The organism is Gordonia sp. HS-NH1, from assembly GCF_001418765.1.
In the GTDB taxonomy this organism is placed as follows: Bacteria; Actinomycetota; Actinomycetes; order Mycobacteriales; family Mycobacteriaceae; genus Gordonia.
In genome coordinates, this window is sequence record NZ_LIYC01000006.1 from 151,236 (window position 1) to 161,831 (window position 10,596).

Consider the following 10,596-nt stretch of genomic DNA (forward strand, 5'->3'; position numbering starts at 1 on the left):
AGGACACCCATGACGAACCCATTCGACGACGAGGACGGCCGCTTCTACGTGCTCGTCAACGACGAGAACCAGCACTCGCTGTGGCCGACCTTCGCGGACATCCCGGCCGGATGGACCAAGGTCTTCGGCGAGGACAGCCGGGCGGCGTGCCTGGAGTATGTGGAGCAGAACTGGACCGACCTCCGGCCCAAGAGCCTCATCGAGGCCATGGAGGCGGACAAGGGCGGCGACGCCTGAGCCTCGGTTCGGGGGTTCGACACTCGCGATCTGCAAAGTCGGACTAGCTTGAATGTCGGGACAGTTGCATGTGGATAACAGGTAACGAAGCAACCCACTGGGTTCCTGTTTCAACTGCAGTCACAGCCGTAACATCGAAGTACAGCAGAGTTACGGGAATTGTTGTGGAATATCCCACACATGTTGAGCCAGTGTTCTACTACTTGAATGAGGTAGGGCACACTGGGTTGAAGGATCGCTCGGTGCCAACGTCAGGGGAGGCGCGGACACGGCGATCGACGCTCCACGGGCGGGAAGGCAGTAATCATGGACCAGCTACTTCTGGACGACATCCAGAACCGAGGGGCGATCACGCCCCACCTGACAGCAGTTCGGCTGGGCGATGAGGCTCTCACCTATGGTGAACTCGCCGATCGCGTCGAAGACTACGGAAACGTGCTCGCCGAGTACGGCATGTCGCCGACCTCGGCGTTCTACGCCGCTCTGATGCACTGCATGCCGTCGCTCGCCGACATCGACCCGGTGGACGCCAGGCTGCAGGTCATCGGCGAGATCCAGGCCTGGCTCGGGCGCGAACGCGGCGAAGTGGCCTCGGTCAGGCCGCGGCTGCGCGCAGTCAGCTAGTCCCCGACACACCGACACCACGACGAGACCCGCCGAACGGCGGGTCTCGTCGTTTCTGTGGCGTCCATCTGCCCGGGCGCTGCTCAGCCGAGGCGCGGGCGTTCTTGTGACTACAGTCCGGCGAGGAAGAGGACAAGAAGCAAGATCGGGCCGCCGACGACCATGCTGCCGGCGCCGGTCACGATGCCGGTGATCGCGCGGCCGGTTCCCTTGCGCTCCGCGGGGGCGCGACGGACCTGTCTCACGGCGACGGCGCCGGAGACCACGGCGACCAGACCGAGAACCGCGCCCAGGCCGAGGACGAGCGTCAGGGGAATCGAGATCAGGCCGGTGGTCAGCGCCAGCGATGCGGCCGGAGCGACGGGACGGCCGCCGACGGGCCGGGTCAGGTAGGGCGCCGGGCGGGGCGGAACCGGTCCGGCCGGCACGGGCATCGCGGCCAGGGACGCCGAGCCGGCGTTCTGCAGGTCCCAGAAGTCGCCCACGGGCGGTAGCGCGGCATGTTCGCGTGCGGGAAGCCTGGTCTGTACCCGGGTCGCCGACCGCGGGGTCGGTCCCGCCGCGGTGTCGATCCTGATCGGGACCGGTGAGTCCGGCGTAGAAGTTCTGGCGACGACGACGCGCTCGGGCTCCGGCTCGGTCGCGTCCGGGAGTTCGGTGTCGTCGAGATCGTTGACCAGTGGCCACCGCTCATGCCGTTCGGTCACCGGCGGAGCGAACGGTTGGGTGGGATGATCGGTACGCACGTACACCTCCTCGCCGTCCGGCGCCGGGGCGGAACCGCACCCGTCCGAGTGTAGGCGAGGAGGCGACGTGGGCCGGGGGTCTAGTTGCCCTCTTGCTGGCCGCTACCCATGCTGATCAGCTGCTGGATGGCGTCACCACTGAGCTTCCAGTCGCCGTCGACCTTCACGAAGCCGAGCTGGATGTCGACCGGGGCCGGCGAGTGTGGGCTCTTCACGGCGACGGTCGCCGTGGCCTTGTCTCCGTCCTCGGTGACCTCTTTGACCGAGAACGCGTCCGGGGTGTACCCCGCCGCGGACGCACCCTTCGCGAACGCCATGGCGGCCGGCTTGGTCGCGGGGTTGGTGACGTCGATGACGTCGTCGAGCTCCTCGGACGAGGTGGCCGGATCGATGGCCTGGCGGAGGGTTTCCTGCGCGTCGTCGTTGCTGAGCCCGGTGACCTCGTCGACCGCGGAGCTGGCGGCGGTCTCGACCTGGCTGGCAGCGGACTCGACGGCCGTCGACACCGCACTCGTGGCCTCGTCGACGGTGTCGGTGGACTCCGAACAACCGGTGACGACGAACAATGCGGCCCCGGCGAGGGTGACGGCAGCGACGGACTTCCGGATCTTCATGCGACTCTCCTGAATGCTGTATCTCTTGGCGTCTCTCGGCCCGCTCGCTTCGCTCCCGGCGCCGGTCCGCGGCGCTTCCCCGCAGTAAGCCAACACTAACCCACCGGCCTCCGGAATTAATCGGACCGCGGTCCGGTTAGAGTGTGTGTAACCACGACAAGGAGGCGCGACATGCAGTTCGGACTCTTCAGCGTCAGCGACATCACCGTCGACCCCACCACGGGTACGACGCCGACCGAGCACGAGCGGATCAAGGCGATCGTCGAGATCGCGAAGAAGGCCGAGGACATCGGACTCGACGTGTTCGCACTCGGCGAGCACCACAACGAGCCGTTCTTCTCGTCGTCGCCCACCACGACCCTCGCCTACATCGCGGCGCAGACCCAGCGCCTGCAACTGAGTACTGCGACCACGCTGATCACCACCAACGACCCGGTGAAGATCGCCGAGGACTTCGCCATGCTGCAGCACCTCGCCGACGGGCGTGTCGACCTGATGCTCGGGCGCGGCAACACCGGTCCGGTGTACCCGTGGTTCGGGCAGGACATCAGGCAGGGCATTCCACTCGCGATCGAGAACTACCACCTGCTGCACCGGTTGTGGACCGAGCACGTCGTCGACTGGGAGGGACAGTTCCGCACCCCGCTGACGTCCTTCACCTCGACCCCTCGTCCGCTCGACGATGTGGCACCGTTCGTCTGGCACGGCTCGATCCGGAGTCCCGAGATCGCCGAACAGGCCGCCTACTACGGCGACGGCTTCTTCGCGAACAACATCTTCTGGCCGAATGAGCACTTCCAGCGGTTGATCAACTTCTATCGCGAACGGTACGAGCACTACGGACACGGCAAGGCCCATCAGGCCATCGTCGGACTCGGCGGGCAGTTCTTCATCCGGCCGAAGTCGCAGGACGCGGTGCGGGAATTCCGTCCGTACTTCGACAACGCGCCGGTGTACGGCCACGGGCCGTCGCTCGAGGACTTCACCTCGCAGACGCCGCTGACCGTCGGCAGCCCGGCCGAGTTCGTCGACAAGACGCTGACCTTCCGGGAGACCTTCGGCGACTACCAGCGTCAGTTGTTCCTCGTCGACCATGCGGGACTTCCGCTCAAGACCGTGCTGGAGCAGCTCGACCTGCTCGGCGAGGTGTTGCCGGACCTGCGGGCCGGATTCGCCGAGGGTCGCCCCGCCGACGTTCCCGAGGCGCCGACGCACGCGTCGCTCGTCGCCGCGCGCCGGGATGTCGAGGAAGGTGTGGAGGTGTCGTCGTGACCGCACTGCGGATCGTTGCGGTGAACGCGGGCCTGTCCGAACCGTCGTCGACGCGACTGCTCATCGACCGGATGGTCGCGGCGGTCACCGAACGACTCGGGCCGGGGCGCGCGGATGTCCAGATCGTCGACCTGCGTGACCTCGCCGGGGACCTCGGCCAGGCGATGACGGTCGGCTTCGCCTCGGGCGGGGCCCGCACGGCGCTCGACGCGGTCGAGGGCGCGGACGCCCTGATCGTGGCGACGCCGGTGTTCAACGCCTCCTATAGCGGGCTGTTCAAGATGTTCTTCGATCTCGTCGACATCGATGCGATGGCGGGTAAGCCGGTGCTGATCGGCGCGACCGGTGGCAGCCCACGACACTCGATGGTGCTCGATCACGCACTGCGACCGCTGTTCGCCTACCTGCGCACCGTCGTCCTGCCGACCGGTGTCTACGCCGCATCGGCGGACTGGGCGGGCGCCGGCGGGGACACCGCCTCGCTGAACGACCGGATCGCCCGCGCCGCAGCCGAACTCGCGTCGCTTCTCACGCCGCGGGGCGGTGCGGGTCCGGTGGACGCCCCCGCCCGGGGACCGTCGATCGCATCCGATGCGGCCGGCGGCCGGCAGCAGGCGGTCGAGGCCGCGGGAATCGCGAACTTCGCGAGGCTGCTCGGCACGGCGTGATCGCCGGCTGAGAGTCTCCCGGTGGACAAACCCACCACAGATGGACAGACGCGCCCCCGAATCGGGAGCGCGTTTGTGCATCCGTGGTGGGTTTGCGGTCTGTTCGGTTCAGGGGGTGGCGCGCCCGGGTGTGTTGGTCCGGGCGCGCAGACGCGAATGCGGTAGCGGCGGAGCGGGCAGGTGCTGGGTCGATCCGACGTAACCGTGGACCTGCCCGAATCGCTCGCTGTGGGCTTCCCACTGGTCCCGGTAGGCGACGATCTCCTCGTGCGTGCGACCGATGAAGTTCCACCACATGACGATGTCCTCCGACAGCGGTGCGCCGCCGAGGAAGACGACGCGCGCGTCGGTGTCGGCGACGTTGGTCAGTGTGATCCGTCGCGCGCCGAGCCCGAGGTAGCCCAGTTCGGTGCGGGACAGCGGTGCCGCATCGGTTCCGGCGACCTGTATGGCCCCGGTGTCGACCAGGATGCCGTGTTCGTGGGTGGGATCGACGTCGATGTCGACCGTGGCGCCGGGCGCGAAGTCCAGCTGGGCGCCGGTCAGCGGCGTGAACGTGTGCACCGGCGAGCGCGTGCCGAACAGGTGTCCGAGGAAGACCTTGGCGGTCACTCCGCCGAGGTCGAGCGCGTCGGGCCGGTGGTGCGCGAAGTCGCGTGGGGTGTCGGCCTTGTCGGCCGGCAGGGCGACCCACAGCTGCACGCCGTGCAGAGTCGTGGTGTCGGGTGTCGAGACCTCCGTGTGCGCGATCCCGTGTCCGGCGGTCATCAGGTTGATCTCGCCGGGGCGGACCATCGCGTGGTTGCCCATCGTGTCCCGGTGCTCGACCTCCCCGGTGAACAACCAGCTGACCGTCTGGAGTCCGGTGTGGGGGTGCGGCGGAACGTCCATCCCGCCGCTGCTCGCGACGTCGTCGGGACCGTAGTGGTCGATGAAACACCAGGCCCCGATCAGCGACCGGGACCGCTGCGGCAGCGTCCGGTGCACGGTCATCGCGCGCGGCCCGCCGAGCGGTACGTCGCGGGCGGTGAGTACGTCCATGTGGAGGAGGCCCGAACCCGAGGCGATGCCGGCCCCGGCGCGGCATTCGACCTCGACGGGGTCCGTTTCCAGATTGCTCATGGGGCCATTGTCCGCGACCGCGGCCCGGGCGTCCGCAGACCCGCGTCCACGGGAGCCGCCGGCCCGGTCAGACGAGCGTGGGGTCCTCGAAACGCATCGTGATCCGGTCCACCGAGCTGGACATGAGCGCATGTCGGCCGAGCCGCAGCGACCGCAGTTCGTCGGCGATCGGGTGGTCGCCGAGGGTCAGGCGCGCACCGCCGATCCGCGTGCGGGTTCCGCCGGTGGAGGTCAGGCGCCACGGTGTCATCCGGGTGATGCCGTCGAGCTGCGAGTAGGCGTGCAACACGGTGTCGGCGGTGGAGTCGGGGACCTTGATCCCCGGCTTCACGCTCAGGTCGGCGATGAGCGCGTCATCGGCGACGAGCCGGCCGTGTCTCGTGGCCGAGGAGTGGTCGACGTCGAACTCGGCGAGCGTCTTGGGGAAGCCCCAGATGCCTCGGCCGGCGGCCAGGGTGAACTCGCCGTCGACCGGGAGGCGGTGTACGAGCGCACGCGCGTCGCCTTTCAGCAGGGAACGCAGCGCCCGGACCGGTGAGGCGGGCGGAACGGTCGGGTCCTCGACGAGGAAACACACCCCGAACTCGTTGTACGGTCCGAGATCGCCGTCGACGTAGTCGACGAACACGAGCATGCACATCGTGCGACCGGGCCGGATGCGCAGCGGCCGGAGGATGCCGGGCCGCGCCGACTGGGCGTCGATGGCCCGGGTGACGGCCGCGGTGTCGGCGGTGAACCCGGCGACGAAGCACCGGGCGTGCCGGATCTCGACCGGCATCGTCACCGTGGTGCCGAGTACGTCGTGGGTCGAAGGTGCGCTCACCTGTTCTCCTTCTCGGGGTGGGATCACGACCGGTCGACGGCGCGGACGGGCCTGAATCGCGATTTCTAGAACATGTTCTAGTCTTGCACGTGTCGGTCGCGGATGTCGCGAGGTGGCGATGTCCCCAAGAATGTGGACACAAACGGTTCCAGATTGGGACAGATCGTCGCTGGTGAGGTCGACGACGGGGGAATGTGTCCGACTCGTCGGATACGTTCGCTGAGTACAACGTCGCAAAACGCTGTGTACTTGCTGAGAACCGGGTCGTCGTGAGACAGGCACAGCTGTCGCGGCCGATCGCGCCGACGGGTTCCGAGGGGGTGAACGCGATGACGACAGGACCGTCGGAGGATGGCGGGTCACTCGTCCGCGTCGGGATGGTCGACGACCATCGATCGCCGATCTGGGGGATAGAGCGCGTACTCGACCCGATCGCCGACATCTCGCTGGTCTGCGCTGCCTCGACAGTCGACGGTGTGCTCGGTGGGATGCCCCTCGACGTCGTCCTCCTGGACCTGCGCCTCGACGACGGCACGACGCCTCGCGAGAATGTCACCACCTTGTCCGCCGCCGGGGTCGCCACTGTCGTCTACACGTCCGGAGAGCATCCGGCGCTGTTGCGATCGGCGGCTCGGGCCGGAGCGCTCGGCGTGGTCCTCAAGTCGGCCGACGAGTCGGTCATCATCGATGCGATCCGGTCGGCGGCCCGGGGCAGGGCGGTTCTCACCACGGAGTGGGCCGCAGCCATCGACGGCGATCCGGAGCTCGCCGCGGTGGACCTGTCTCCTCAGTTGCAGAAGGTCTTGGCGCTCTACGCATCCGGGGAGACCTCGGCTCGGGTCGGCGCCGCCCTGGGGGTGTCCGCCGAGACGGTCAACGAATACCTCAAGCGGATTCGCCAGAAATACGCGGATGCGGGGAGGCCCACGCACACCAAGGTGGACCTGTTCAAACGTGCGGTCGAAGACGGCTGGTTGCCGGTGCCGCAGCGGCGCCGACGGACCAGCGGAGCGGTCTCCGACGACTCTCGGGGGCGCCGGCGGTGAGCGGAGTGCGAACCGCCCGCGAGCGGTGACACTGCCCGGACGTCGGGGATGCCGACCAGAAGACAGAGGAGGGGAGCGAATGGGGAATCGGATGCGAGATCGGTTGGGGCGGGCCGAGGTCCCCAGTTCTGGGTCTACCGACCAACACCACGGCCGACCTACCGTGGGACAACGATGAGAACGCGTGGAGCGTGCGGCGCGGGGGACGTCAGCGATGCGCTGATCGAAAAGGGGATGGGATCAATGACGGCGACCACACAGATCTTCGCGACCGGCGCCCTGCCGGCACCACGCCGTGCCGATGGGCCGGACACGATGGGGCACAAGCCCGTTGCGCGTCTGGCGGACTACCGGGGGAGCGGGGAGGTGGCCGCCGCGATCCCTCGACCGAGCCTGTCCGACCGCGAGATCGAGGTCTTGCTGGCATGGCTCGCCGCCGACTCCAAGGAGGATGCCGCGGCCCGCCTGTTCATCTCGGCGTCGACGGTCAGCACGCACCTTGCACGAATCCGTGCCAAGTACACCGCCGTCGGACGGGGTGCGCCGACCAAGACTCATCTCTTCGCTCGCGCTCTGCAGGACGGATACACGGGCCTCGACGCGTGGTGAGTTCCCGACCGATGGGCCGAGTCGGGTGACGCGGACGCCGGCTGGACCTCATCGCAGGTCGCGTTCGATCCGCGGCCAGGTCTGGTACAGGTCGTCCTGCCAGTAGCCCCATGAGTGGGTGCCGGCCGGGCGGAAGTTGACGTGCACCGGGACGTCGAGCGAACGCATGCGCTCGACCATCTGCCGCGTGCAGATGTCGATCGCGACCTCGATCCCGCCGCCCACGATCGCCTGGTTGGCCAGTGTGAAGCCGTCGCCCGCGATGCTCGGGTCGGCCAGCTGTTCGTGAACTCCCGGCGCTCCCGTGCCGGTGGTCATGTAGACCTTGCTGCCACGGAGTTTCGCCGCGTTCAGGTAGGGGTCGTTGGCCCGCCATCCGGGACCGTCGAGAGGTCCCCACATGTTGGTCATGTCCGCCTGGCCCCGGTCCTCGACGACCAGCCGGATGTACTGCTGCCCGGCGGGATCACTGGTCCGGGCGCACCCGCTGAAGGCGGCCACGGACCGGTACAGCCCGGGGGCCGCGATGGCGAGGTTGAGCACCGAAGTCCCCGCCATGGAGATCCCGGCGATCGCGTTGACCCCGGTCGTGTCGAATTCGTCGTCGACGAGCGGCGGGAGTTCCTTGGTGAGGAAGGTCTGCCACTTGTTGCGGCCCAGCGCCGGGTCGTCGCGTTGCCAGTCGGTGTAGTACGAGTAGGCGCCACCGATCGGCGTGACGACGTAGGCGTGCTTGTCGGCGAAGTAGCGCTTGTAGGTGGTCCGCGCGTCCCAGGTCGCGGAGTCCTCACCGCCGCCTGCGCCGTTCAGCAGATAGAAGGTGGGGGCCGGCCGGGAGCGGTCCCGGGGAGTGAGAACGGTGACCGGAACCGTTCGGTTCATGGCCGCGGAGTGGACCAGCAGGGTCACCTGTTGTGCGTCGTCGCGGTAGGAGTCGACGATGCGGGAACCGTCGGGAGCCGACGGCGGTGCCGCGGAAGCCGGCGCCCCGGGCGCGGTCGCGAGGCCCGCGATGACCGCACACACCGTCATCACCCCGGCGAGCAGCTTCCAACCGTCGAGAGGTCGACGACCGTTTCCGTTCACACCGCACCCACTCGTTCTCGAGACGCACCCGTTCGCCGACGCACCGAACGGCTCCTCAGTCTATGGATCGTCGTCGGGGAACAGAACGCTACGACTGTCACCCGAAGGATCGAATCACGCCGGGACTAGAGGGCGACCTGGGCGAGGATCGGCGTCGTCGGCTGTGGCGAGCCGCCGGCCGGTTCGATGGTCACCGCGAGCACGCTCGACCCGCCCACGTCGTTCACCACCACGGGGGCGGTGTCGTCGCCGGGGATCAGGCCGGCCGGCACGGGTTGGTCGCCACCGCCGACCAACCACAACTGGTAGGTGCTGTCGGCCGGGATCGGAGTGCGCAGATCCCGCAGGAGCGCGACGGCCTGATCGGCGGACTCGGACGTCACCACCGCGATGGTCCCGCGGTCGTCGGCGAGTGGTTCGACGGTCACCGACGCGTCGGCTGCGGTGAGCACTCCGAGCACCTCGCGCTGGGAGTCGCTGAGCGCCGTCGTCGAGGTGGAGGTTTCCGGGGCGGTGGTGCGACCGATGAGCACGCCCGCTCCCAGCGCCACTGCCACCGTCACGGCCGCCGCCGCCAGGATCGCGGTGGCGCGTGCCGGACGCGGTGCGGTGCCACCGGCCCGGTGTTGGCCGCGGGATGATTCGCGGGGCCGCAGTTCGATCGGCGGCGGTGGCACGAGGTCGGTCTCCCCGGATCGGTCCGTGCCGGCCGGAGCGGCAGCGGGTTCCGGGTCGCTGGCGGCGCCGCTCGCGTTCGGCGGGCCGGGATCGATGCCCGCGGGCATGTAGGCGTCCGGGTTGAGCGGCGCGCCCTCGAAGACGTGATGCAACACCCGGTCCCGGAGTTCGGGCGGCGCGTCGAGCGCATAGGTCGTCGCGAAACCGGCCATGGCCGCGTGGATGTCGGTGATCTGCACGTCGTAGGCCGCGCGCCGCTGCGGAGGCAGGGCGGCTAGTTCCTGTTCGGCTCGGGTCGTCTCGTCGGGGGTCAGCGCGCCGACCGCGAAGAGCTCGACGTGATCGTCGAGCCAGGCGGACCCGCGGTCCCCGGACGTCGTATCGGGTGTGGTCATTGTGGGTTCAGGCGTCCTCGTGCGTCCTCAGGCAATTTCTCAACCGACGCAGGCCATCTCGAATCCGAGACTTGATGGTGGGTAAGGGGGTGTCGGTGTGCCGGGCGACCTCGGGATAGGTCAGGCCTCCGAAGTACGACATCTCGATGCAGCTCCGTTGCAGTTCCGTGAGCGTACCGAGACATGTTCGTAGCGTACGCGCCTCGTCGGTCTGCACAACGACCTCGAGCGGAATGTTCCGCGGTGTCTCGACCGACACCGCGCCGTACTGCGACATCCGCTGTTGTTGCAGCTCCTCGGAGCGCACACGATCGACGGCCCGCCGGTGGGCGATGGTCATCATCCAGGTGATGACCGACCCGCGCCCGGGCTGGTACTCGGCAGCCTTCTGCCAGTACTGCAGGTACGCCTCCTGGACGATCTCCTCGGCGTACTGGCGGTCGCGCACGACCCGGAACGCGAGGCCGTAGATCCGCGAACTCGTGAGGTCGTACAGAGTGGAGAATGCGGTTCGGTCGCCCGCCGCGGCCGCGGCCAGCAGTTCCCGCAACATCCCTGCCTCGCCCCCGCGTCCGTGGTGCGCGTGGGCGGCCGCGCTGCCATCGTCCGGTGTCACTGGTCCACGGTAACGAACACATGGGGATTTCTCGGCCGATCGTTGATCGCGGGTATGCCG

13 protein-coding genes are annotated in these 10,596 nt (G+C 68.5%); 6 read left to right on the plus strand and 7 right to left on the minus strand.

The window, feature by feature from the left end; all coding sequences use genetic code 11:
* Positions 1-9: 9 nt before the first annotated feature.
* Together AMD30_RS07050 and AMD30_RS07055 are read left to right on the plus strand one after the other, a co-directional pair.
* Positions 10-237, plus strand: a complete 228-nt coding sequence (locus AMD30_RS07050) for an MbtH family protein (protein ID WP_010842256.1) — start codon at positions 10-12, stop codon at positions 235-237.
* Between the two features lie 306 nt (positions 238-543).
* Positions 544-861, plus strand: coding sequence for a hypothetical protein (locus tag AMD30_RS07055; RefSeq protein ID WP_010842255.1), 318 nt, complete (start codon positions 544-546; stop codon positions 859-861).
* 110 nt (positions 862-971) lie between these two features.
* Here AMD30_RS07055 and AMD30_RS07060 read toward each other — a convergent pair whose 3' ends face one another.
* Positions 972-1,607: a hypothetical protein gene (locus tag AMD30_RS07060; protein WP_010842254.1), complete on the minus strand. Its 636-nt coding sequence runs from the start codon at positions 1,605-1,607 to the stop codon at positions 972-974.
* 80 nt (positions 1,608-1,687) lie between these two features.
* Positions 1,688-2,221 carry a hypothetical protein gene (locus AMD30_RS07065; protein ID WP_010842253.1) on the minus strand — a complete coding sequence of 178 codons (534 nt, stop codon included), beginning with the start codon at positions 2,219-2,221 and terminating at the stop codon, positions 1,688-1,690.
* Positions 2,222-2,392: 171 nt separating this feature from the next.
* Between AMD30_RS07065 and AMD30_RS07070 the strand changes: the two genes are divergently transcribed.
* Together AMD30_RS07070 and AMD30_RS07075 are read left to right on the plus strand one after the other, a co-directional pair.
* Positions 2,393-3,493, plus strand: a complete 1,101-nt coding sequence (locus AMD30_RS07070) for an LLM class flavin-dependent oxidoreductase (RefSeq protein WP_055475152.1) — start codon at positions 2,393-2,395, stop codon at positions 3,491-3,493.
* On the plus strand, positions 3,490-4,161 hold the full coding sequence (locus AMD30_RS07075) for a CE1759 family FMN reductase (protein WP_010842251.1): 672 nt from the start codon (positions 3,490-3,492) through the stop codon (positions 4,159-4,161). Before AMD30_RS07070 ends, AMD30_RS07075 begins: the two co-directional genes overlap by 4 nt.
* A gap of 108 nt (positions 4,162-4,269) precedes the next feature.
* Here AMD30_RS07075 and AMD30_RS07080 read toward each other — a convergent pair whose 3' ends face one another.
* On the minus strand, positions 4,270-5,283 hold the full coding sequence (locus tag AMD30_RS07080) for a pirin family protein (protein WP_010842250.1): 1,014 nt from the start codon (positions 5,281-5,283) through the stop codon (positions 4,270-4,272).
* A 67-nt stretch (positions 5,284-5,350) separates the two neighbouring features.
* On the minus strand, positions 5,351-6,106 hold the full coding sequence (locus tag AMD30_RS07085) for an acetoacetate decarboxylase family protein (protein WP_010842249.1): 756 nt from the start codon (positions 6,104-6,106) through the stop codon (positions 5,351-5,353).
* Positions 6,107-6,435: 329 nt separating this feature from the next.
* On the opposite strand from AMD30_RS07085, the gene AMD30_RS07090 reads away from it, so the two are divergent.
* Together AMD30_RS07090 and AMD30_RS07095 are read left to right on the plus strand one after the other, a co-directional pair.
* The gene (locus AMD30_RS07090) at positions 6,436-7,152 is read left to right on the plus strand and encodes a DNA-binding response regulator (RefSeq protein ID WP_035717194.1); all 717 of its coding nucleotides are present in this window, start codon (positions 6,436-6,438) and stop codon (positions 7,150-7,152) included.
* Positions 7,153-7,395: 243 nt separating this feature from the next.
* On the plus strand, positions 7,396-7,761 hold the full coding sequence (locus AMD30_RS07095; RefSeq protein WP_010842247.1) for a response regulator transcription factor: 366 nt from the start codon (positions 7,396-7,398) through the stop codon (positions 7,759-7,761).
* A 48-nt stretch (positions 7,762-7,809) separates the two neighbouring features.
* On the opposite strand, the gene AMD30_RS07100 is transcribed toward AMD30_RS07095, so the two are convergent.
* From AMD30_RS07100 to sigK, 3 genes are all read right to left on the minus strand, one after another.
* Complete coding sequence (locus AMD30_RS07100; protein ID WP_084817217.1) at positions 7,810-8,847, minus strand: alpha/beta hydrolase; 1,038 nt, start codon at positions 8,845-8,847, stop codon at positions 7,810-7,812.
* Positions 8,848-8,972: 125 nt separating this feature from the next.
* Positions 8,973-9,920 (minus strand): anti-sigma factor, encoded by a 948-nt coding sequence (locus AMD30_RS07105; protein WP_055475153.1) that lies wholly within the window; start codon positions 9,918-9,920, stop codon positions 8,973-8,975.
* Between the two features lie 7 nt (positions 9,921-9,927).
* Positions 9,928-10,536 (minus strand): ECF RNA polymerase sigma factor SigK, encoded by a 609-nt coding sequence (gene sigK, locus AMD30_RS07110; protein ID WP_010842244.1) that lies wholly within the window; start codon positions 10,534-10,536, stop codon positions 9,928-9,930.
* Positions 10,537-10,596: the final 60 nt, after the last annotated feature.

What these genes read in the sequence shown, in the direction of transcription:
- AMD30_RS07105 (WP_055475153.1), bottom strand. Translation starts at nt 9,920, where the DNA reads ATGACCACACCCGATACGACGTCCGGGGACCGCGGGTCCGCCTGGCTC.
- AMD30_RS07065 (WP_010842253.1), bottom strand. Translation starts at nt 2,221, where the DNA reads ATGAAGATCCGGAAGTCCGTCGCTGCCGTCACCCTCGCCGGGGCCGCA.
- AMD30_RS07080 (WP_010842250.1), bottom strand. Translation starts at nt 5,283, where the DNA reads ATGAGCAATCTGGAAACGGACCCCGTCGAGGTCGAATGCCGCGCCGGG.
- AMD30_RS07070 (WP_055475152.1), top strand. Translation starts at nt 2,393, where the DNA reads ATGCAGTTCGGACTCTTCAGCGTCAGCGACATCACCGTCGACCCCACC.
- AMD30_RS07095 (WP_010842247.1), top strand. Translation starts at nt 7,396, where the DNA reads ATGACGGCGACCACACAGATCTTCGCGACCGGCGCCCTGCCGGCACCA.
- AMD30_RS07090 (WP_035717194.1), top strand. Translation starts at nt 6,436, where the DNA reads ATGACGACAGGACCGTCGGAGGATGGCGGGTCACTCGTCCGCGTCGGG.
- AMD30_RS07055 (WP_010842255.1), top strand. Translation starts at nt 544, where the DNA reads ATGGACCAGCTACTTCTGGACGACATCCAGAACCGAGGGGCGATCACG.
- AMD30_RS07050 (WP_010842256.1), top strand. Translation starts at nt 10, where the DNA reads ATGACGAACCCATTCGACGACGAGGACGGCCGCTTCTACGTGCTCGTC.